This is a genomic window from Streptomyces wuyuanensis, from assembly GCF_900103455.1.
GTDB classification, from domain to species: Bacteria; Actinomycetota; Actinomycetes; order Streptomycetales; family Streptomycetaceae; genus Streptomyces; species Streptomyces wuyuanensis.
The window spans coordinates 416,065-437,831 of the sequence record NZ_FNHI01000002.1 but is presented as its reverse complement, the minus strand read 5'-3'; the positions used below and the strand labels follow the sequence as shown (position 1 = coordinate 437,831).

The 21,767-nt window shown below is 71.2% G+C and carries 17 protein-coding genes and 1 riboswitch; of the genes, 9 read left to right on the top strand and 8 right to left on the bottom strand.

Features of this window, described 5'->3' with window-relative positions:
- Positions 1-13: 13 nt before the first annotated feature.
- Positions 14-448, bottom strand: a complete 435-nt coding sequence (locus BLT82_RS05050) for a hypothetical protein (RefSeq protein WP_093652572.1) — start codon at positions 446-448, stop codon at positions 14-16.
- Between the two features lie 105 nt (positions 449-553).
- Between BLT82_RS05050 and BLT82_RS05045 the strand changes: the two genes are divergently transcribed.
- Both BLT82_RS05045 and BLT82_RS05040 read left to right on the top strand, forming a co-directional pair.
- Positions 554-1,522 (top strand): diacylglycerol/lipid kinase family protein, encoded by a 969-nt coding sequence (locus BLT82_RS05045; RefSeq protein ID WP_093652698.1) that lies wholly within the window; start codon positions 554-556, stop codon positions 1,520-1,522.
- 315 nt (positions 1,523-1,837) lie between these two features.
- Entirely contained in the window at positions 1,838-2,095 is a 258-nt protein-coding gene (locus tag BLT82_RS05040) for a WhiB family transcriptional regulator (RefSeq protein WP_003953983.1), read from the top strand.
- A gap of 317 nt (positions 2,096-2,412) precedes the next feature.
- Here the strand turns inward: BLT82_RS05040 and BLT82_RS05035 are convergent, their stop codons facing one another.
- A complete protein-coding gene (locus BLT82_RS05035; RefSeq protein ID WP_093652571.1) occupies positions 2,413-3,879 on the bottom strand; it encodes a sensor histidine kinase in 1,467 nt (488 codons plus the stop codon).
- Positions 3,880-4,328: 449 nt separating this feature from the next.
- On the bottom strand, positions 4,329-5,399 hold the full coding sequence (locus BLT82_RS05030; RefSeq protein ID WP_093652570.1) for an SIS domain-containing protein: 1,071 nt from the start codon (positions 5,397-5,399) through the stop codon (positions 4,329-4,331).
- Positions 5,400-5,550: 151 nt separating this feature from the next.
- Here BLT82_RS05030 and nagB point away from each other — a divergent pair, with 151 nt between their 5' ends.
- A complete protein-coding gene (nagB, locus tag BLT82_RS05025; protein WP_093652569.1) occupies positions 5,551-6,336 on the top strand; it encodes a glucosamine-6-phosphate deaminase in 786 nt (261 codons plus the stop codon).
- 624 nt (positions 6,337-6,960) lie between these two features.
- On the opposite strand, the gene BLT82_RS05020 is transcribed toward nagB, so the two are convergent.
- The 4 genes from BLT82_RS05020 to BLT82_RS05005 all read right to left on the bottom strand — a co-directional run bounded on the left by BLT82_RS05020 (position 6,961) and on the right by BLT82_RS05005 (position 11,700).
- The gene (locus BLT82_RS05020) at positions 6,961-8,472 is read right to left on the bottom strand and encodes a glycoside hydrolase family 3 protein (RefSeq protein ID WP_093652568.1); all 1,512 of its coding nucleotides are present in this window, start codon (positions 8,470-8,472) and stop codon (positions 6,961-6,963) included.
- Positions 8,473-8,480: 8 nt separating this feature from the next.
- Positions 8,481-9,344 (bottom strand): carbohydrate ABC transporter permease, encoded by an 864-nt coding sequence (locus BLT82_RS05015; protein ID WP_093652567.1) that lies wholly within the window; start codon positions 9,342-9,344, stop codon positions 8,481-8,483.
- Positions 9,341-10,345, bottom strand: coding sequence for a carbohydrate ABC transporter permease (locus BLT82_RS05010; RefSeq protein WP_093652566.1), 1,005 nt, complete (start codon positions 10,343-10,345; stop codon positions 9,341-9,343). Before BLT82_RS05010 ends, BLT82_RS05015 begins: the two co-directional genes overlap by 4 nt.
- Before the next feature lie 74 nt (positions 10,346-10,419).
- Complete coding sequence (locus BLT82_RS05005; RefSeq protein ID WP_093652565.1) at positions 10,420-11,700, bottom strand: extracellular solute-binding protein; 1,281 nt, start codon at positions 11,698-11,700, stop codon at positions 10,420-10,422.
- A gap of 293 nt (positions 11,701-11,993) precedes the next feature.
- Between BLT82_RS05005 and BLT82_RS05000 the strand changes: the two genes are divergently transcribed.
- The 6 genes from BLT82_RS05000 (at position 11,994) to BLT82_RS04975 (ending at position 21,016) form a co-directional block, all read left to right on the top strand.
- Positions 11,994-12,761 (top strand): GntR family transcriptional regulator, encoded by a 768-nt coding sequence (locus BLT82_RS05000; protein ID WP_093652564.1) that lies wholly within the window; start codon positions 11,994-11,996, stop codon positions 12,759-12,761.
- A gap of 221 nt (positions 12,762-12,982) precedes the next feature.
- Positions 12,983-15,193 carry a carbon starvation CstA family protein gene (locus tag BLT82_RS04995; RefSeq protein WP_093652563.1) on the top strand — a complete coding sequence of 737 codons (2,211 nt, stop codon included), beginning with the start codon at positions 12,983-12,985 and terminating at the stop codon, positions 15,191-15,193.
- Between the two features lie 14 nt (positions 15,194-15,207).
- A complete protein-coding gene (locus tag BLT82_RS04990; RefSeq protein WP_208867705.1) occupies positions 15,208-15,414 on the top strand; it encodes a YbdD/YjiX family protein in 207 nt (68 codons plus the stop codon).
- Between the two features lie 640 nt (positions 15,415-16,054).
- Positions 16,055-16,194: riboswitch (cobalamin riboswitch) on the top strand.
- Positions 16,195-16,321: 127 nt separating this feature from the next.
- Positions 16,322-18,700, top strand: a complete 2,379-nt coding sequence (locus BLT82_RS04985) for a ribonucleoside-diphosphate reductase subunit alpha (RefSeq protein WP_093652562.1) — start codon at positions 16,322-16,324, stop codon at positions 18,698-18,700.
- Positions 18,701-18,755: 55 nt separating this feature from the next.
- Positions 18,756-19,763 carry a ribonucleotide-diphosphate reductase subunit beta gene (locus tag BLT82_RS04980; protein ID WP_093652561.1) on the top strand — a complete coding sequence of 336 codons (1,008 nt, stop codon included), beginning with the start codon at positions 18,756-18,758 and terminating at the stop codon, positions 19,761-19,763.
- Between the two features lie 287 nt (positions 19,764-20,050).
- Positions 20,051-21,016, top strand: a complete 966-nt coding sequence (locus BLT82_RS04975) for a helix-turn-helix domain-containing protein (RefSeq protein WP_093652560.1) — start codon at positions 20,051-20,053, stop codon at positions 21,014-21,016.
- Positions 21,017-21,028: 12 nt separating this feature from the next.
- Here the strand turns inward: BLT82_RS04975 and BLT82_RS04970 are convergent, their stop codons facing one another.
- Positions 21,029-21,766 carry a D-Ala-D-Ala carboxypeptidase family metallohydrolase gene (locus BLT82_RS04970; RefSeq protein WP_093652559.1) on the bottom strand — a complete coding sequence of 246 codons (738 nt, stop codon included), beginning with the start codon at positions 21,764-21,766 and terminating at the stop codon, positions 21,029-21,031.
- Position 21,767: the final 1 nt, after the last annotated feature.

Here is a 21,767-nt window from a genome sequence, read left to right as displayed (position 1 = left end):
CGGCCGCCGGAGGCTACGCCCGGCCGCGGATGCCCAGTGCCTCGGTCGTGCGCGGGTTGAGCAGCAGCACCAGCGAGGTGACGGCCACGACCGCCAGCACGATGCCCGCGGGGATCAGCGCACCCGACGAGCGGAGCAGGGTCCAGGCGACCGGCAGCGCCATGATCTGGGTGACGATCGCGGGGCCGCGGCTCCAGCTGCGGCGCAGCAGCAGTCCGCGCGCCGCGAGCAGGGGGATGACCCCCAGCGCGATCAGCGTCACCCCACCCGTCTCGGCCTGGGACGTGCTCTCCGGCGCTCCGGTCAGGCCCGAGACCAGCATGTAGATGCCGCCGGCGAACAGGGCGAGGGCCTCGAGCCCGCACAGGCCTGCCGCCGCGGTCAGCCGGCCGGGCCGCTTCGCGGGGGCGCCGGGGATGGTCTCGGGAGTCTGCTCAGCACTGCTCACCCCTGCAGGGTAGCCCCGCGCCCCGAGCACCCCGGGGGACGGGCCGTGCGGGCGCCGCTCGCCCCGGACTGGGCCGTGTACCGCGTGGTAGGTACTCTGGCGGCCATGCGCGCACTCCTCGTGGTCAATCCGGCAGCAACCACCACCAGTGCCCGCACCCGTGACGTCCTCATCCACGCCCTCGCGAGCGAGATGAAGCTGGAGGCCGTCACGACCGAGTACCGCGGGCACGCCCGTGATCTCGGCCGCCGGGCCGCCGACTCGGACGACATCGACCTGGTCGTGGCACTGGGCGGCGACGGCACGGTCAACGAGGTCGTGAACGGGCTGCTGCACGGCGGACCGGACCCGGACGGCCTGCCGCGCCTCGCGGTCGTGCCCGGCGGCTCCACGAACGTCTTCGCCCGCGCCCTGGGACTGCCGAACGACGCCGTCGAGGCGACCGGCGCGATCCTGGACGCCCTGGAGACGGGGAGCGGACGAACGGTCGGTCTCGGCATAGCGGCCGGCACGCCGGACACCCCGGACGAGGGCGTTCCACCCCGCTGGTTCACGTTCTGTGCCGGTTTCGGCTTCGACGCCGGGGTCGTCGGCCGGGTCGAGCAGCAGCGGGAGCGCGGCCGGATCTCGACGCACTCCCTCTACATACGCCAGGCGGCGCGGCAGTTCCTCGCCGACCCGCACCGCCGCAGTGGCGCGATCACCCTGGAGCGCCCCGGGGCGGATCCCGTGCGCGAGCTCGCACTGGCCATCGTCTGCAACACCTCCCCCTGGACCTACCTGGGGAATCGCCCGGTGTACGCGACTCCGGCCGCGTCCTTCGACAGCGCGCTGGACGTACTCGGCCTGGGCCGGCTCTCGACCGCCGCCCTGGCCCGCTACGCGACCCAATTGCTCACCTCGACCCCTGATCGCGGCCCCCGCGGCAAGCACGTGGCCTCTTTTCACGACCTCACGGACTTCACCTTGCATTCGAAGGTGGCACTGCCCTTCCAGATGGACGGCGACCACCTGGGACTGCGCAGCAGCGTGACGTTCACAGGCGTACGCCGTGCACTGCGTGTGATTGTGTGAGCGGAAGGGGCAAAAGTCCTTCCACTCGAACGTTTAGGCGCGGGTCCACCCCATGGAAGTACGGCTGTGACCTAGTCGACACCGAGGAATCAAAAAAAACTTTCCGGAAGGGGTTGTATCCGCAGCCGAGGTTTGCGAATCTCTACATGGCGATCGGGACGGCCCGCAGGACCGGCCTCCACGGAGAGCCAGAACCCCTCCTCAACCTGGACCACACCAGTTCAACTGGGCGTCGGCCCTTCACTTGCGGGGGGATTCGTGAAAGCGTTCACATTCACAAGCAACCTGCACGTAATACCAAGAGAGGTAGCAGCCATGGACTGGCGTCACAACGCCGTTTGCCGCGAGGAAGACCCCGAGCTGTTCTTCCCCATCGGCAACACCGGTCCTGCGCTGCTGCAGATCGAGGAAGCCAAGGCCGTCTGCCGTCGCTGCCCCGTCATGGAGCAGTGCCTGCAGTGGGCGCTCGAGTCCGGCCAGGACTCCGGCGTCTGGGGTGGCCTCAGCGAGGACGAGCGCCGCGCGATGAAGCGCCGCGCAGCCCGCAACCGGGCGCGCAACGCCAGCGCCTGACGGCCCCCTGCTAACAGCCTGAGCCCGGCGGCGCGTACGGCGAGTACGCATTCACCGCCCCCGAGCCGCAGCGCGCAGCAGTATCCCGAAGCTTTCGAGCCCCGGACCATCTCCAACGGTCCGGGGCTCGCTGCTGTGCACGCGGGAACGACCGGCCAGGGGTCGGGACGGCCCGGGAGTCCTCCCCGCCATCCGCGCGGGCGCGGCGCGCGGCAGTAGGAGTACCCCCCTGCCCGGCGTTCCCGGGCCACTTCGCGCCGACGCCCGCGGCGGCCACCTCGCTGAGGCTCGGAGCCGCTTCGGGATGGCCGCCCGGGCTACTTCTGGCTCCGTACGGGAATGTCGAGGACGACCCGGGTCCCGCGGCCGGCGGCCGGCTTCATGTCGAAGGTGCCGCCCAACTCCCCCTCCACCAGGGTTCTCACGATCTGGAGGCCCAGGTTCCCCGCCGTCTGCGGGTCGAAGTCCTCGGGCAGCCCACGTCCGTCGTCCTGCACGGTGATGAGCAGCCGCTCCGCGCCGCGGGGGCCGCCGCGCACCGCCGACACGTCGACCGTGCCGTGCTCCCCCGGCGCGAAGGCATGCTCCAGTGCGTTCTGCAGGACCTCGGTCAGCACCATGGAGAGCGGCGTGGCGACCTCGGCGTCGAGGATTCCGCAGCGGCCGGTGCGCCGGCACTCGACTTTGCCGGGGGAAATCTCCGCCACCATGGCGAGGACCCGGTCGGCGATCTCGTCGAACTCGACCCGCTCGTCCAGGTTCTGGGACAACGTCTCATGGACGATGGCGATGGAGCCGACCCGCCGGACCGCCTCGTTGAGGGCCTCCCGGCCCCGCACGGAGTCCATCCGCCTGGCCTGGAGACGCAGCAGCGCCGCGACCGTCTGGAGGTTGTTCTTCACCCGGTGGTGGATCTCCCGGATGGTGGCGTCCTTGGTGATCAACTCACGTTCACGGCGCCGGAGTTCGGTGACATCGCGGAGCAGGACGAGGGAGCCTATGCGGGTGCCCTTGGGCTTCAGCGGGATGGCGCGGAGTTGGATCACTCCCCCGTTGCCCTCGACCTCGGCCTCGCGGGGGGCGTAGCCGCTGGCGAGTTTGACCAGGGCCTCGTCCACGGGCCCCCGGGACGGCGCCAGTTCGGCCGTGATCTGCCCCAGGTGCTGCCCGACCAGATCGGCGGCGAGGCCGAGCCGGTGGTACGCGGACAGCGCGTTCGGGGACGCGTACTGGACGACTCCGTCGGCGTCGAGGCGGATCAGTCCGTCTCCGGCGCGCGGCGAGGCGTCCATGTCGACCTGCTGCTCGGGGAACGGGAACGCACCGGCGGCGATCATCTGGGCCAGGTCGGAGGCGGACTGGAGATAGGTCAGCTCCAGCCGGCTCGGGGTGCGCACCGTGAGCAGGTTGGTGTTGCGCGCGATCACCCCGAGGACCCGGCCTTCACGCCGTACGGGGATGGACTCGACCCGCACCGGCACCTCCTCGCGCCACTCGGGATCGCCCTCGCGCACGATGCGGCCCTCGTCGAGCGCGGCGTCGAGCAGCGGACGGCGGCCGCGGGGAACCAGGTGCCCGACCATGTCGTCCTGATAGGACGTGGGCCCCGTGTTCGGCCGCATCTGGGCGACGGAGACGTAACGCGTGCCGTCCAGGGTCGGTACCCACAGGACGAGGTCCGCGAAGGAGAGGTCGGAGAGCAGCTGCCACTCCGAGACCAGCAGATGCAGCCACTCGAGGTCGGACTCGCTCAGAGCGGTGTGCTGGCGTACGAGGTCGTTCATGGAGGGCACGTTGCGAGCGTACCTTTGGTGAGAACCTGACGGGACGGGCCTCCGTGGTGGAGGATGGGCCCCGAAATCAATGCGTGCAGACGGATGGACAGGGCAGAATGGTCTAGTCCACAATGACACCGTTGTACCGGATACGATCCGGACGACAACAGAAGACCTCCGCCCTCCCCGCACAGGAGGGTGGACCGAGGACCCGGCGCTCTCTGCCCTGACTGCGCCGCGGGCCTCCACACGGCCGAACGGGACCGCACACCCGCCGGCCGGGCAACTCCGGGCTGCGGTGCCGGACGGGCTGAGGGTCCCGTCCCGGCGCCGCGGCCCGCGGGTCTTTCTGGGGCCGGTCCTTCACTGGCCGGTCTTTCACCGGCCGTTTCAACGGCCGGGCGCGCGCCGCCGGCGGCCCGATGCGGCCCCGCCCGCCCGCACCCGGCGGTCGCGGATCAGCGGGTCTCGGTGACCTTGGCGAGGGCCCGCGGGGCGTCCGGGTCCTGGCCCCGCGCGATGGTCACCTCGTACGCCAGCAACTGGAGCGGAAGGATCTCCAGGATCGGCTGGACCTCCTCCGCCACCCCTTCGGTGGGCAGCACGAAGCCTGCGGACGCCGCCTCGACCTGCGGTTTCGGCCCGACGACGAAGAGGTCGGCACCACGCCCACGCAGCCGGTCGAGCACCGGCTGGAGCGCCTCGCCGCCGCGGCCGTCCGTCACCACCGCGATCACCGGGGAGATGTTGTCGACCATGGCGAGCGGGCCGTGCAGCAGATCGGCGCCCGAGTAGGAGAGGGCCGGGATGTAGCTCGTCTCCATCATCTTCAGCGCCGCCTCCTTGGCGGTCGGGTAGCCGTAGCCGCGGGACGTGATGACCATGCGCTCGGCGAAGCGGTAGCGGGCGGCCAGCCGCCGCACCTCGTCCCCGCGGGCCAGGATCTCCTCCGCGAGGCCGGGCAGCACGTGCGCCGGCGCACCTTCCCCGCCGCGCAGCCCCTCGACGAGCAGATAGAGCGACAGGAGGGACGCCGTGTACGTCTTGGTCGCCGGCAGGGCCTTCTCCGGGCCCGCCAGGATGTCGACGTGGTACTCGGAGACGGCGGCCAGCGGCGAGTCCGGGTTGTTCGTCACCGCGAGGGTGATCGCGCCGGCCTCGCGCGCCGCCCTGGTGGAGGCCACCAGGTCCGGCGAGCCGCCGGACTGGCTCACCGTGATCACGAGGACGTCGGTGAGGCTCGGCTTCGCCCCGTAGGCCGTCGTCGTGGACATGGAGGTCAGTCCGCACGGCAGCCCGAGCCGGACCTCCAGCAGGTACTTGGCGTACAGCGCGGCGTTGTCGGACGTGCCGCGGGCGGTCAGCAGCACGAACCTCGGCTTCCGCTCGGCGATCGCCGCGGCGGTCGCCCGGATTCGCGGCGCGCCTTCGGCGAGGATCCGGCGCAGGACCGCGGGCTGCTCGGCCACCTCCCCGGCCATGATCCGGCCCGGCCGCTCGCTGTGCCCCTCGGACGTCGTGGTGGACATGACGTGTGCCTCCCATACGAACCGGGCGCCGTCCGGGGTCAGTCGACCACGGGGAACCACACCCCCGCCAGCCGGGATTCACCGGGGCGCCACCCCATTCTGCTAGATTGGTCTATACCACATGACCTTTCAATCGATCGGCAGGCCCAGCGTGGAAGTTGTCATCGTCCAGGACGCAAAGGCAGGCGGGGAGCTCATCGCGCGGGGCATCGCGGATCTGCTGCGCCGAAAGCCCGGCGCACTGCTCGGGGTGGCCACGGGATCGACGCCGCTGCCCGTGTACGAGGCCCTGACGGCCCAGGTGCGGGCCGGGGACGTGGACGTCTCCCGGGCTCGGATAGCCCAGCTCGACGAGTACGTGGGCCTGCCGGCCGGCCACCCCGAGTCGTACCGCTCGGTGGTGCTGCGAGAGGTCGTGGAGCCGCTCGGGCTGAGCCCGGACTCGTTCATGGGTCCGGACGGCTCCGCGGAGGACGTCCAGGCCGCCTGCGAGGCGTACGACGCGGCACTGGCGGCGGCGGGCGGCGTCGATCTGCAGCTGCTGGGGATCGGCACCGACGGGCACATCGGTTTCAACGAGCCCTGCTCCTCGCTCGCCTCGCGAACGAGGATCAAGACGCTGACCGAGCGGACGCGCGTGGACAACGCGCGCTTCTTCGGCGGCGACATCGCGCAGGTACCGCACCACGTCATCACGCAGGGCATCGGAACCATCCTGGAGGCCCGGCACCTGGTGCTGCTGGCCACCGGGGAGGGCAAGGCGGAGGCGGTCGCGGCGACCGTGGAGGGGCCCGTGGCGGCCGTGTGCCCCGCCTCGGCACTGCAGCTGCACCCGCACGCGACCGTGGTGGTCGACGAGGCCGCGGCCTCGAAGCTGAAGCTCGCGGACTACTTCCGCCACACCTACGCGAACAAGCCGGCCTGGCAGGGCCTGTAGGCGCCGCGGGGCCGGGAGGCCGGGGTCCGGGACACCGCGGCGCCGGACCGGCGCCCGGCGGGGACGAACGGGGCCCGCCACCGCAGCCCGTCCGGCTCCGGTGCGCCGCCGCACCCTGGGTCCCGCACGCGCCGGGGAGCGCCGGGCCGGGCGGATGCCCGTACGCGCCCGCGCCGGGGAGCGCCGGGCCGGGCGGATGCCCGTACGCGCCCGCGCCCACCGGCCCGGCGGCCGTCCGGGGCACGCCGCGGCCCCGGCCGTGCGCCAGGGCCCCGCTCCGGCCCTCCGTGACCGGCAGCCCGGGGCTCACCGCCCCACCATCTGCTGCCACCTGGCAGCCCTCGTGCGCCGCACCGGACCAGGAGGCGCCGGGCCGGGTCGAGGGGCGACCGCTCCACGCCCGCCCCGCCACACGCAGGAACGGCGATGCCGGCCCGCCCCTCGATCGGGCGGACCGGCATCGCCGTTTTCGCGACCGGTCTCGACGGCCGGTGCGGCCGTCCTCCTCCGGTGTCCGGTCGCCGGGGCGTCCGGGCCCTCCGGCCCGGCCGCCGGACCGGGGCTGTGCACCGCCGCCGGTCCGAGCCGCCGGACACGCCCTGCGGGCCGCCGGGCGCGTGGTCCTCAGTTCCCGGTGACGGCCTCCGCCGCCGCGATCCCGCAGACCCGGGCCGCGCCGTAGGTGGCCACGTGGAGGGCCCCGCGGGGCGGGGCGGCGTTGAGCCCCATCTCGACGACGATCGTGTCGGGGCGGGCGGCGACGAGGGCGTCCAGGGACTGCGACATCCACGGGTGGCGGTGGGCGTCCCGGACGACGGCCACGATGCGGCGTCCGCCGGCAGCCCGGAGGACGTCGTCGACGGCGGCGTCCGTGTACGTGCCGGTCTCCGTGCCGGGGAGGCGGCGGGCGAGTTCGGCGGCGACGCCCCACGGGGTCTCGTCACCGACGGCGATGTTGGCCACGGGCGTGAACGCGGCGACGTACGGTGCCGTGGTCAGCGGCTCGCTGGGACGCTCGCCGACCGTCACGCGCACGGCCCGCCGCGCGGCCGTCAGGCCGATCTCGGTGCCGGGCGCGGTCCCCTCCTGTGAAGCCGCGCCCGGCTCCGATGCCGCCCCCCTGACCCCCCTGGTCCAGTCCGCGAGCGCGCGCACCCGCGCGGCCGCGTCGGCCAGTCGTTCCTCGGGCAGCTCGCCCTTGCGTACCGCGGTGACCAGCGCGTCGCGCAGTCGCAGCACGGTGTCCTCGTCGGCCAGGCCGCCGCCGACACAGATCGCGTCGGCACCGGCGGCGATCGCGAGGACACTGCCGCGCTCGATTCCGTAGACCGCGGAGATGGCCTGCATCTCCATGCCGTCGGTGACGATCAGTCCGTCGTAGCCCAGTTCCCGGCGCAGCAGTCCGGTGAGGACCTGCGGGCTCAGGGTGGCCGGGCGGTCGGGGTCGAGCGCGGGTAGCAGGATATGCGCGCTCATGACGGACTTGGAACCCGCCGAGATGGCCGCCCGGAAAGGCTGCAGCTCACGGGAGTGCAACGTGGCCAACTCCACATCGATCCGGGGCAGGGCGTGGTGCGAATCGACGGCGGTGTCACCATGTCCCGGAAAATGCTTGGTACATGCAGCGACGCCTGCGGACTGGAGGCCCCGGACGTAGGCGGCGGTGTGCCGGGCGACCAGGGCGGGGTCGGCCCCGAAGGAACGCACCCCGATGACCGGATTGTCCTGGTTCGAGTTGACATCAGCCGATGGAGCCCAGTTGAGGTCGACTCCGCACTCGGCGAGCCTGCGGCCGAGCTCGGCGGCCACCGCCCGGGTCAGCTCGACGTCGTCCACCGACCCGAGCGCGTAGTTGCCGGGGAAGGAGGAACCGGTACGGACCTCCAGTCGGGTGACGTCACCGCCCTCCTCGTCGATCGCGACGAGGACGTCCTCGCGCTCCGCCCGCAACCGGGCGGTGAGGGCCGCGAGCTGGCCGGGCGAGGTGACGTTGCGGCCGAACAGTCCGACGGACGAGAGCCCTTCGCCGATCCTGCGCAGCAGCCAGTCGGGGGCGGTCGTGCCGACGAAGCCGGGCTGCAGCACGGCGAGGGCGTCACGGGTGAGTGTGTCGGTGCGGTCCACGAGCGTTGTCATGAAAGGCGTCATCCCTTCACTGCGCCGGCCGTCAGACCCGCGGCCATCTTGCGCTGGACGAGGAGGAAGAGGATCACGATGGGGACGGCCATCATCGTGGCGCCGGCCATCATCGGCGCGTACTCGGTGCCGTGCTTGGTGGTGAAGTTGCCGAGCCAGACGGTGGCGGTCTGGTTCTGCTGGCTCATCAGCATCAGCGCGTACAGGTACTCGTTCCACGCCTGGATGAAGCCGTACACGGACGTGGCCACCATTCCCGGGGCGAGCAGCGGGAAGACCACCCGCACGAAGGCGCCGGTGCGGGTGCAGCCGTCGACCATCGCCGCCTCCTCCAGCTCCCTGGGGATGTTGACGATGAACCCGCGCAGCGTCCACACCGTGAAGGGGAGGATGAAGGTGAGGTACGTGATGATCAGGCCCGTGAGCTTGTCGTACTGACCGAGGTCGTTCAGCAGCAGGAAGACCGGGATGATCATCGCGACCAGCGGGACCATCTGGACGGCCAGGATGCCCACGATCACGATCTTGCGGCCGCGGAAGGCGAAGCGCGAGATCGCGAGCGCCGCCAGCATGCCGACCACGATGCCGATGACCACCACGACCAGCGAGACGACGAGGCTGCGACCCACCGGACCCCAGAAGTCGGCGATGTCGAAGGCCCGCGAGAAGTTCTCCAGGGTGAACGTCCTGGGGAAGAGGTGCGGGTTCGGGTCGATCGCGTCCTTCGCGGGCTTGAAGGCCGTGTTGAGCATCCAGTAGACGGGGAAGCCGGCGGCGACGAAGACCAGCAGGCCGAGCAGGTTCCAGCCGAGCCTGCCGCGGCCGGGCTTCCGGCGCCCGCCCGGGGCGGCGCTCTTGGTCACGGCGCTCACTCGACTTCTCCGATCTTGAGCATCTGGCGCATGTAGACGGCGACCACGCCGAGCAGCAGGACGACCGTCACCAGGGCGATCGCCGAGCCGCCGCCGTAGTCGTTGACCACGAAGGCCTTGTCGTACGAGTACGTCGTCAGCAGCTGGAACTCGGCCTCCGGATGGCCGTTGCGCATCACGAAGACCTGCGGGAAGACACCCATGTCCCAGATGACGGAGAGCGTCGTGAGCATCACGATGATGGGCTTGAGGACCGGCAGGGTGACGTAGCGGAACACCCCCCACGAGCCGGCGCCGTCGAGCCGGGCGGCCTCCTCGAGCTCCTTGGGCACCTGGGTGAGACCGGCGCTGAGCGTGATGACCACGAAGGGCACGGCGCCCCAGACGACGAGCAGCATGATGACGGCGAGGCCCTGGGGGCCGCTGGCGAACCAGTTGTGCCCGACCATGTCGACGCCCGGCAGCCGGCTCAGCAGCCAGTTGAGGACTCCGTAGTCGGTGTCGAACAGCCATTTGAAGATGGCGGTGGCCACGATGATGGGCATGCCCCAGCTGGCCACGAGCGCGATGTTGATCAGCGTCTTCACCCAGCCCGACACCCGCTGCAGCAGCAGGGCTGTCAGCATGCCGAGGACCATGGTGAGGATCACCGCGCCGCCGGCGAAGACGATCGTGCGGACGACGACGGCCCAGAACTCGCCGTCGCCGAGGATCTTGGTGAAGTTGGCGAAGCCGACCGACTCGGGCTCCTGGAAGCCCCACAGCTGCGGCTGCCCGAACTTCTGGAAGGAGAGGGCGACCAGCCGGGCCAGCGGATAGCCGAGGACCAGCAGCAGGACGAGCAGGCAGGGGGCGAGCAGGGTCCACGGGAGCGCGGCCCCGCCGCCCGCGCGCCGCCGCACGGCCGGCTTCCCCGCTCCACCGGTCCCCCCACCGGCGCCCTGGGCTGTTGACGGCCGCGTCGGCGGCACCTTGGCAGTGGTTGTCTCTGCGGCACTCATCGGGCGCTCCTAGCGGTCCCTCTCCTCGTACGGGAGCAGGGCCCCGTCGCCGACGACGGGGCCCTGCCGGAAGGTCACTTGGTGTTGATGACCTTGTCGATCGCCTCGTCGGCCGCCTTCGCGGCCTCCTCGACCGACTTCTTGCCGGTGCCGATCTCCTGGAGCATCGTCTTCAGGGTCTGGGCCTTCTCCACCTGACCCCAGCCCGGTGCCATCGGGACGAACCAGTTGGACTCGGCGGCCGTGGCAGGCACGACCGTCTTCGGGTCGTTCTTCAGGGTCGCCAGGTCCGTCTTGTTGTTGGGCAGGTTGCCCTTGGCGAGCAGGCCCTTCTGGCCCTGGGCGCCGGTGAAGGCGTTGATCCACTCGGCGGCGACGCCCTGGGCCTTGGACTTGACCGGGATGGCGAGGTCGGAGCCGCCCAGGAAGACGGGGAGCGGCTGACCGGACGGGCCGGGCATCACGAAGGTCTCGAGCTTGTCGGCGAGCTTGCCGACCTTGTCCGTCTCCGGGGCCGCCGCCGCGCCGCCCTCCCACGCCGCACCGAAGATGGCGGCCGAGTTGCCCTGGCCGAACACGATGTGACGGTCGGACTCGTCCTTCGTCTTGTCGCCGTGCATGTACTTGTCGAGGATCGACTTGTACTCGTTGAGGCCCTTGATGGACTCGGGCGAGGAGAGGTTGGCCTTCCACTGGCCCCCCTCGTTCTCGGCGATGGAGCCGCCGGCGCCGTAGACGAAGGACATCGCGGCGTACCAGTCGGGCGAAGGCTGGTACCAGGCGCTGAACTTGGCGCCCTTCTTCTTCTGGATCTTGTCCAGGGCGGCGGTCAGCTCCGCGTACGTCTTCGGGGTGGCCTTCACACCGACCTCGGCGGCGATGTCCTTGCGCCAGGTGCCGACGCGGCCACCGGCGTAGTACGGGACGCCGTACGTCTTGCCGTCGTAGGTGACGGACTCCTTGAGGCCGTCGAGCCAGGCGTCGGACTGGTCGAACTGCTTCGGGTCGACCTCGGCGAAGGCGCCCTTGACCATGTAGCCGAGCATCTCGGTGTTGCCCATCTCGACGACGTCGGGGGCCTTGTCGGTGGCGAGGACGGCGTCGAGCTTGGCGTTCTTGTCCGGCCAGCCGTAGTACTCGTGCTTGATCTTGATGCCGGGGTGCTTCTTCACGACCGCCGCGTCGGCCGCCTTCACCAACTCGGGCCAGTTGTTCTGGGCGTCGACCGTCAGCCAGACGGTGAGCTCCTTGACGTCCGCCCCGGCCTTGTCCCCGCCCTTGTCGCCGTCACCACACGCGGCAAGACCGACCATCATGCCCGCGACGCCGATCGCCGCGATGAGCTTGCGCTTCACGCCACCCTCCTCAGGGATGCTGCAACCCCCCGCCCACCGCGAGGACATACGGAGCCATACGCCGAGTACTGCTCGTGGGGCTGGGACTTGGTCTTTAATGGTTTAGACCAGTACCGGGAGCTTGGCCTAGACCTTTAGGGGTGTCAAGGGTGTATAAGAAGGGCTGTCGTGTCCGTTATCGGACCGACACCTGAGGGAGGGCGACGACCCGTGACCGGACCGTGCCACCATGTGAGCCGCAACCAACGGAGGAGCCGGTGACGGCAGCACCACACGAGTCGGGAAGGCAGGCCATGGCCACGGACGGGGCCGGCACCGAGCCGGAGAACGGGACGGCGACCCGGACCGCGCGCGTGCCCAAGTACTACCGCCTCAAAAGGCACTTGCTGGACATGACGGAGACGCTGCCCCCGGGCACGCCCGTCCCGCCCGAGCGCACGCTCGCCGCCGAGTTCGACACCTCGCGCACGACGGTGCGTCAGGCGCTCCAGGAACTCGTCGTCGAGGGACGGCTGGAACGCATCCAGGGCAAAGGCACGTTCGTCGCCAAGCCCAAGGTCTCCCAGGCCCTCCAGCTGACCTCGTACACCGAGGACATGAAGGCGCAGGGCCTGGAACCCACGTCGCAACTGCTGGACATCGGTTACGTGACGGCCGACGACACCCTCGCCGGGCTGCTGGACATCGCGCCGGGCGGCCGGGTGCTGCGCATCGAGCGCCTCCGGCTGGCGAGCGGCGAACCGATGGCGATCGAGACCACGCATCTGTCGGCGAAGCGCTTCCCGGCGCTGCGCCGGTCGCTGGTGAAGTACACCTCGCTCTACACCGCCCTGGCCGAGGTGTACGACGTCCACCTCGCCGAGGCCGAGGAGACGATCGAGACCTCGCTGGCCACCCCCCGCGAGGCAGGGCTGCTCGGCACGGACGTCGGCCTGCCGATGCTGATGCTCTCCCGGCACTCGCTGGACGCCGGCGGCGAACCCGTGGAGTGGGTGCGCTCGGTCTACCGCGGCGACCGCTACAAGTTCGTGGCCAGGCTGCAGCGGCCCGAGGCGGGCTGAGCACCGCCCGCGCGGACACCGCCGGGAGGCTCGTCGAGACGCGACCGCGGGCCGGGTCAGCCCCCAGGGGCTGACCCGGCCCGCGCTGCACAGAAGCCCCGTACCGGACCGTCGCCCCAGTCGTTGCCGTACCGATACGTGAAGCGGGGGTGACGCTGGCGAATCGGTCGCCTAGATTGCCTGCGCGTTACAGGTGATCACGACGGGACGGGAGCCACACCATGGCCGAGCCGGCACCATCGAATACATCCCAGCGGAGAACAACTCCGCAGTCCATCGCAGTCTGGGTACTCGTCGCGCTCGTCGGCGCGGCCGGTTGGAGCGTGCTCGCCCTCTCGCGGGGCGAGGAGGTCTCCGCCGTCTGGATGCTGGCGGCCGCGCTCGGCTCGTACGCCATCGGCTACCGGTTCTACGCCCGCTTCATCCAGTACCGCGTCCTCAAGGCCGACAGGACCCGCGCCACCCCCGCGGAACGGCTGGACAACGGTGTCGACTTCCACCCGACCGACCGGCGGGTGCTCTTCGGCCACCACTTCGCGGCGATCGCGGGAGCGGGACCGCTGGTCGGCCCGATTCTCGCCGCGCAGATGGGTTACCTCCCGGGCACCATCTGGATCATCGTCGGCGTGATCTTCGCCGGCGCCGTCCAGGACATGGTGACCCTGTTCTTCTCCACCCGCCGCGACGGCCGTTCGCTCGGTCAGATGGCGCGGGACGAGATCGGTCCCTTCGGCGGCATCGCGGCCCTGGTCGCCGTCTTCGCCATCATGATCATCCTGCTGGCGGTGCTGGCACTGGTGATCGTCAACGCGCTGGCGCACTCCCCGTGGGGCGTCTTCTCCATCGGCATGACGATCCCGATCGCCCTGTTCATGGGCGTCTACCTGCGCACCCTGCGACCGGGCAAGGTCACCGAGGTCTCCGTCGTCGGCGTCGCGCTGCTGCTCCTCGCGATCGTCGCTGGCGGCTGGGTCGCCGACTCCTCCCTGGCGGGCTTCTTCACCCTGGAGCCGGGCACCCTGGTCATCTGGATGGTGATCTACGGATTCCTGGCCTCGGTGCTCCCCGTCTGGCTGCTGCTGGCGCCGCGCGACTACCTCTCCACCTTCATGAAGGTGGGCACCATCGTGCTGCTGGCCCTGGGCGTGGTCATCGCGCTGCCGACGCTGAAGATGCCGGCCGTCACCGAGTTCGCGTCCAACGGGCAGGGACCGGTCTTCGCCGGCTCGCTGTTCCCGTTCGTCTTCATCACCATCGCGTGCGGCGCGCTCTCGGGCTTCCACTCCCTGGTCTCCTCGGGCACCACCCCGAAGATGATCCAGAAGGAGACACAGATCCGGATGATCGGCTACGGCGCGATGCTGACCGAGTCGTTCGTCGCCGTCATGGCGATGATCTGCGCCTGCATCCTCGACCCCGGCCTGTTCTTCGCGATCAACTCCCCGGCCGGCGTCATCGGCACCACGGTGGACTCCGCCTCCCAGGCGGTCGCGAACCTCGGCTTCACCGTCACGCCCGAGCAGTTGACGCAGGCGGCGAAGGACGTCGAGGAGGCGAGCCTGCTCTCCCGCACAGGCGGTGCGCCGACCTTCGCGCTCGGCATGTCGGAGATCTTCTCCGCGGTCATCGGCGGCGCCGGGCTGAAGGCGTTCTGGTACCACTTCGCGATCATGTTCGAGGCGCTGTTCATCCTCACCACGGTCGACGCGGGCACCCGGGTGGGGCGCTTCATGCTCCAGGACATGCTGGGCAACGTCTACAAGCCGATGAAGCAGGTCAGCTGGAAGCCCGGCGTCTGGTTCGCCAGCGCGGTCGTCGTCGGCGGCTGGGGGTACTTCCTCTGGGTCGGCGTGCACGACCCGCTCGGCGGCATCAACCAGCTCTTCCCGCTCTTCGGCATCGCCAACCAGCTCCTCGCGGCCGTCGCCCTCGCCGTCTGCACCACGCTGCTCGTGAAGTCCGGGCGCCTCAAGTGGGCCTGGGTGACTGCCGTCCCGCTGGCCTGGGACGCCACGGTCACCCTCACCGCCAGCTGGCAGAAGATCTTCTCCGCCGACCCGAAGGTGGGCTTCTTCGCCCAGCGCGACAAGTACCAGACGGGCATCGACTCGGGCGAGGTCCTCGCCCCGGCGAAGTCGATGGACGACATGCACACCATCGTCACCAACTCGACCGTCGACGGCGTGCTCTGCGCGCTGTTCGCCCTCCTGATAGTGGTGGTCCTGGTCGACGCCGGGCGGGTCTGCTTCAAGGCGATCAGCAAGCCGGAGACCGTCCGGCTCGCCGAGGTCCCGTACGTCGAGTCGAAACTCGTCGCGCCCGCCGGAATGTTCGCCACCAAGGAGGAGAAGGCGGAGCTCGCAGCGGTCGGCGCCGGCGCCCCGGCCCGCGAGTCCGCGGACTCCGGGGCCGCGGGCGGCGGCAAGGCGTGAGTACCGTGGGAGCCATGACGGCGGTGAGCGGGGTACGGCGTGCTCTGGACTGGGTCCGCTGGTACGTGCGCGAGGTCTCGGGCGAGTCGGTGTACGACCGCTACGTGGCCCACACGCGGTCGCACGACCCCGACGCGAAGGTGATGTCCCGCCGCGAGTTCGAACGCTGCCGCATGGACGAGCGGGAGGCGGACCCCCGCAAGGGATTCCGCTGCTGCTGACCGTCCGCACCGGCAGCCGCCCCCGGGCCTTCGCGTCTCCCCGCCGGGGAGACGCGAAGGCCCGTCGCCGTTCCCGGGGCGCACCCTGCCCCCCGCGGACCTCGCCGTGAGCCGCGCGGGCCCGGCGGCCAGGGGGCCTCGGGGACCCCGGCGCGCGGGCCCATCCCGGCGACGGGGCAGCCGAGTTCGGGGAGGACCCCGCCCGCCCCGCCGTGCTGCGGGACGCCGCCCCGCGGGCCGCGGAAGCCGGCGTACCGCTCGCGGCGGGCGGCGAGGAGCCGATCGCCGGCGCAGTGACGTTCACGGCCGGCGGCGGCCCCGGGCGGATGCCGCGGGACGCGGCGAAGCCGCGTCCCGGATGCATGCCGTCGTTCCGCGGGCCCGCGGCGAGGGTTTCCCGCCGGGCACCCGCGCGCGCGTCACGCCGCCCGCGCCCTCGGCCGCACCGGCCGGCGCCCTCCACCCGCTCCGCGGCGCACGCCCGCATGCCGTCTCCGCGAACGGCCAGGCCTCGTACGGGCACCCGGAAGGGGACGGCACCCGGGCCCTGCCCGCCGCCGCGGGGGTGTACGTCCTTGAGCTCCAAGCGGGGCCACGACACAACATGTGGGGGGTTCCGCAACTCGCGGCCCCCACATGTATGCTCATGCTCGCTGTCGCCGCAGGGAAATCCGGTGGGAATCCGGAACTGTCCCGCAACGGTGTACGGCGTGCGCGGGCCCGGATCCGGGGCCCCGTACGCCCGTGAGTCCGAGGACCTGCCGACGGTGCGCCCGGACCGTCCGGCCCGGGTGCCCAGACGTCCGGGCCTCGCGGAAAAGGCCGGTGGACGCGGTCCGCCCTGCCCGGGTGTGCGTCCGTGCCCCCGCGCCCCGCCGGCCCCCAGCCGAGCGAGGGAGAGCACCCCGTGACCATCGCGCCGCCCGATCCTGCTTCAGCGAAGCTCGCCGACGGACCAGGCACCGCGCTCCTGCGGACCCTGACCGAGCTCACCGCCGACCTGCCCGACGCCGACCCCGGCCGGGTCGCCGCCGCGGCCCTCCGGGGCCGCCACGCGGGCTCGGACGAGGCCGAACTGCGCGAACTGGCCACGGAGGCGGCCGCGGGCCTCATCTCCGAGGACCCGGCGTACTCCCGGCTCGCGGCCCGGCTGCTCACCCTCACCATCGCGGCGGAAGCGGCCGGCCAGGGAGCGTCCGCGTTCTCCGCCTCGATCGCCGTCGGCCGGCGCGAGGGGCTGATCGCCGACCGCACGGCCGCGTTCGTGCAGGGCCACGCCCAGCGCCTCGACTCGCTGGTCGACCCGGCCGCCGACGACCGCTTCGGCTACTTCGGCCTGCGCACGCTCTACAGCCGCTACCTGCTCCGGCACCCGATCACCCGCAAGGTCATCGAGACACCGCAGTACTTCATGCTCCGCGTCGCCTGCGGCCTCGCCGAGGACGAGTCGCTGCGCGCGCTGGACGAAGTGGCGTCGCTGTACGGGCTGATGAGCCGGCTCGACTACCTGCCGTCCTCCCCCACGCTCTTCAACTCCGGGACCCGGCACCCCCAGATGTCGTCCTGCTACCTGCTGGACTCCCCGCTGGACGAGCTGGACTCCATCTACGAGCGCTACCACCAGGTGGCGCGGCTCTCGAAGCACGCCGGCGGCATCGGCCTCTCGTACTCGCGCATCCGCTCCCGCGGTTCGCTCATCCGCGGCACCAACGGCCACTCCAACGGCATCGTGCCGTTCCTGCGCACGCTGGACTCCTCGGTGGCGGCCGTCAACCAGGGCGGCCGGCGCAAGGGCGCGGCCTGCGTCTACCTGGAGACGTGGCACGCGGACATCGAGGAGTTCCTGGAGCTGCGCGACAACACGGGCGAGGAGGCGCGCCGTACGCACAACCTCAACCTGGCGCACTGGATCCCCGACGAGTTCATGCGCCGGGTGAACGCCGACGCCGACTGGTCGCTGTTCTCCCCCGCCGACGTGCCGGAGCTCGTGGACCTCTGGGGCGACGACTTCGACGCCGCGTACCGCAGGGCGGAGGCGGCCGGGCTCGCCCGCCGCACCATCCCCGCCCGCGATCTCTACGGGCGCATGATGCGCACGCTCGCGCAGACCGGCAACGGATGGATGACCTTCAAGGACGCCTCCAACCGCACCGCCAACCAGACCGCGGAGCCCGGCACCGTCGTCCACTCCTCCAATCTGTGCACCGAGATCATCGAGGTCACCGACGACGGCGAGACCGCCGTCTGCAACCTCGGCTCGGTCAACCTCGGCGCGTTCGTCGTGCGGGACGCCCCCGACGGCGAGGACGTGATCGACTGGGAGCGGCTGGACGACACCGTCCGCACCGCCGTGACCTTCCTCGACCGGGTCGTCGACATCAACTTCTACCCGACGCAGCAGGCCGGCCGCTCCAACGCCAAGTGGCGCCCGGTGGGCCTCGGCGCCATGGGCCTCCAGGACGTCTTCTTCAAGCTGCGCCTGCCGTTCGACTCCGCCGAGGCGCAGTCGCTGTCGACGCGGATCGCCGAGCGGATCATGCTGGCCGCCTACGAGGCGTCCTGCGACCTCGCCGAGCGCAACGGGCCCCTCCCCGCCTGGGAGCGGACGCGCACGGCCCGCGGGGTGCTGCACCCCGACCACTACGACGCGGAGCTCGCCTGGCCCGAGCGCTGGGCCGCACTGCGCGCACGCGTCGCCGCCACCGGGATGCGCAACTCGCTGCTGCTCGCCATCGCGCCCACCGCCACGATCGCGTCGATCGCCGGTGTGTACGAGTGCATCGAGCCGCAGGTCTCCAACCTCTTCAAGCGCGAGACGCTGTCGGGCGAGTTCCTCCAGGTGAACTCCTACCTGGTGGACGACCTGAAGAAGCTCGGCGTGTGGGACGCGCAGACCCGTGAGGCGCTGCGGGACTCCGGAGGCTCGGTCCAGGGCCTGAACTGGATCCCGGCGGAGGTCCGCGCGCTGTACCGCACCGCCTGGGAGATCCCCCAGCGCGGCCTGATCGACATGGCCGCGGCCCGCACCCCGTTCCTCGACCAGTCGCAGTCGCTGAACCTGTTCATGGAGACGCCGACGATCGGCAAGCTCTCCTCGATGTACGCGTACGCCTGGAAGCAGGGCCTGAAGACCACGTACTACCTGCGTTCCCGGCCCGCGACCCGGATCGCCCGCGCCGCCTCGGGCGCGGCGCCGGCCGCCACCATCCCCGTCCAGCAGGCCGCCGACCCCGACGCCGTCGCCTGCTCGCTGGAGAACCCGGAGTCCTGCGAGGCCTGCCAGTAACTCCGCCCGCCGACCGCACACCACCGCTGGAGGACGGCGCCCCGCGCCGACTGCTATGAACGACAAGAACCTGCTCGACCCGGGCTTCGAGCTGACGCTGCGCCCGATGCGCTACCCCGACTTCTACGACCGCTACCGGGACGCCATCAAGAACACCTGGACGGTGGAGGAGGTCGACCTCCACTCGGACGTCGCGGACCTCGCCAAGCTCACCCCGGGCGAGCAGCACCTGATCGGCCGTCTGGTCGCCTTCTTCGCGACCGGCGACTCGATCGTCGCGAACAACCTGGTGCTGACGCTGTACAAGCACATCAACTCCCCCGAGGCGCGCCTGTACCTGTCGCGGCAGCTCTTCGAGGAGGCCGTGCACGTCCAGTTCTATCTGACGCTGCTGGACACCTATCTGCCCGACCCGGAGGACCGCGCGGCGGCCTTCGCCGCGGTGGAGAACATCCCGTCGATCCGGGAGAAGGCCCAGTTCTGCTTCCGGTGGATGGACTCGGTCGAGAAGATCGACCGGCTGGAGAGCCAGGCCGACCGCCGCCGTTTCCTGCTGAACCTGATCTGCTTCGCGGCCTGTATCGAGGGGCTGTTCTTCTACGGGGCGTTCGCGTACGTGTACTGGTTCCGCTCGCGGGGTCTGCTGCACGGTCTCGCGACCGGCACGAACTGGGTGTTCCGCGACGAGACCATGCACATGAACTTCGCGTTCGAGGTCGTGGACACGGTCCGCAAGGAGGAGCCGGAGCTCTTCGACGACACGCTCCGGCAGCAGGTCACCGACATGCTGAAGGAGGCGGTCGAGGCGGAGCTGCAGTTCGCGCGCGACCTGTGCGGGGACGGTCTGCCGGGGATGAACACCGAGTCGATGCGCGAGTACCTGGAGTGCGTCGCCGACCAGCGGCTGACCCGGCTCGGCTTCGCCCCGGTGTTCGGCTCCCAGAACCCCTTCTCCTTCATGGAGCTGCAGGGTGTGCAGGAACTGACGAACTTCTTCGAGCGCCGGCCCTCGGCGTACCAGGTCGCCGTGGAGGGCACGGTCGATCTGGACGAGGACTTCTGAGGACGGCGCCCGACGCAGACGGACGCGCGCGGGCGGGCGCCCGGACCGGGGATCGGTCCGGGCGCCCGCCCGTGTCGTCGTCCGGACGCTCCGCCCGGCGCAGTTCGCGGTCGGTCCTGCGGTCCCCGGCGTGGCCGAGGAGCGGGGCGAGGGCGACGAGGAGGAGGAGGCCGCCGGCGGTCAGGTAGTCGAGGACGCTGTTCATGTCCTCCACTGTCGCGGTACGGGCACGGAAAGGTCAGTGGCAGGACTGTCGTAGGGCATCGAATTACTGCCACACTCCGCTCATGCTGGAGAATGTGGCGGCCGTCGTGCTCGACGGCGTGCACCCCTTCGAACTCGGCGTCCTCTGCGAGGTCTTCGGCCTCGACCGCAGCGACGACGGGCTGCCCGTCCACGACTTCGCCGTCGTCTCGGCCGAGGGCCGCCGGCTGCGGACCCACGCGGGCTTCACCGTGGAGGTGGAACACGGCCCGGAGCGGCTGGCGGAGGCCGATCTCATCGCCGTGCCCACCGGCAGCGACTACACGGCGCGCGACTATCCCGAGCCACTGCTCGCGGCGCTCCGCGACGCCGTCGACCGCGGCGCCCGGGTCCTCTCCGTCTGCACCGGCGCCTTCGTGCTGGGGGCCGCGGGGCTGCTCGACGGACGCCGCTGCACCACGCACTGGCTGCATGCGGACGCGCTGGCCCTGCGCCACCCGCGGGCGAGGGTGGACGCCGACGTGCTGTACGTCGACGAGGGGCCGGTGGTCACCTCGGCCGGCACGGCCGCCGCCATCGACGCCTGTCTGCATCTGGTGCGCCAGGAGCACGGCCCGGAGGTCGCCAACAAGATCGCTCGGCGGATGGTCGTCCCGCCGCACCGCGACGGGGGCCAGGCCCAGTACATCGACCGGCCCCTGCCTCGGACCCGCTGCGACACCGTCGGCGAGGTGCTCGCCTGGATGGAGCGGCACCTGGACCGGGAGATGACCGTGGAGCAACTCGCCGGGCGTGCGCACATGTCGCCGCGGACCTTCGCCCGGCGCTTCCTTCAGGAGACGGGTACGACGCCGTACCGCTGGCTCCTGCGCCAGCGCGTGCTGCTGGCGCAGGAGTTGCTGGAGGCGACGGACGAGACGGTGGACGCGATCGCGGGCCGGGCCGGTTTCGGCAACTCCGCGGCCCTGCGCCACCACTTCCTGCGGACGCTGGGGACGACGCCGAACGCGTACCGGAGGACCTTCCGCGGCCCCGTCCGTGCCGCCTGAGCCCGTCGCCGTTCAGATCCCGCAGCCGGACGCCGACCAGAAGCGGCTCGCGCGGTGGTCGACGTGGGCGTGGTCGCCGTGGCCCGGGTAGCCGGGGCCGAGGATGCCGTTGAAGCCGTGGTTGCGGGCCTGCCGGGCCAGGGTGCACAGGGAGTGCGGGCCTGCGCCCAGGTCCGCCGCGTCGCCGTAGAGATGGCGGCTGCCCGATGCGCCGCCGACCGCGTCGTTGCAGGCGTGGGAGCGGAAACCGCTGGTGACCCGGAGGGGCTGGTCGCCGAGCGCGTGCCGCATGGCCTCCAGTTTCCACATGGTGCGCAGGGCGTTGGACTTGGCGGTGGCGGCACTCACCGCGCCGCCCGCCCAGGTGGAGTTGCAGTCGTTCAGTTCGGCGTAGCTGAAGTGGACGGGGGTGCAGTCGTCGTCCTGGAGGGCGTAGAGCTTGCTGAAGGTGGCGGGGCCGGCGACACCGTCGGCGGCGAGGCCGTAGGCGGACTGGAAGCGCTTGACGGCGGCCGTGGTGGCCGGTCCGTAGTCCCCGTCGACGGCCAGGACCGCCCCGTGGCCGGGATATCCGGCGACACGGATCTGGAGCTGGGTGACATCGGCGCCCGTGGCGCCCTGGGAGAGGGTGCGGGACCAGGTGTAGCAGCCGTCGGCGTGCGCTGTGCCGGCGGTGGCCACGACCCCGCCCAGCGATGCGACCATGAGCATGACAAACGACAGCAGGAGTCGAGCGGTACGTCTGGGCATC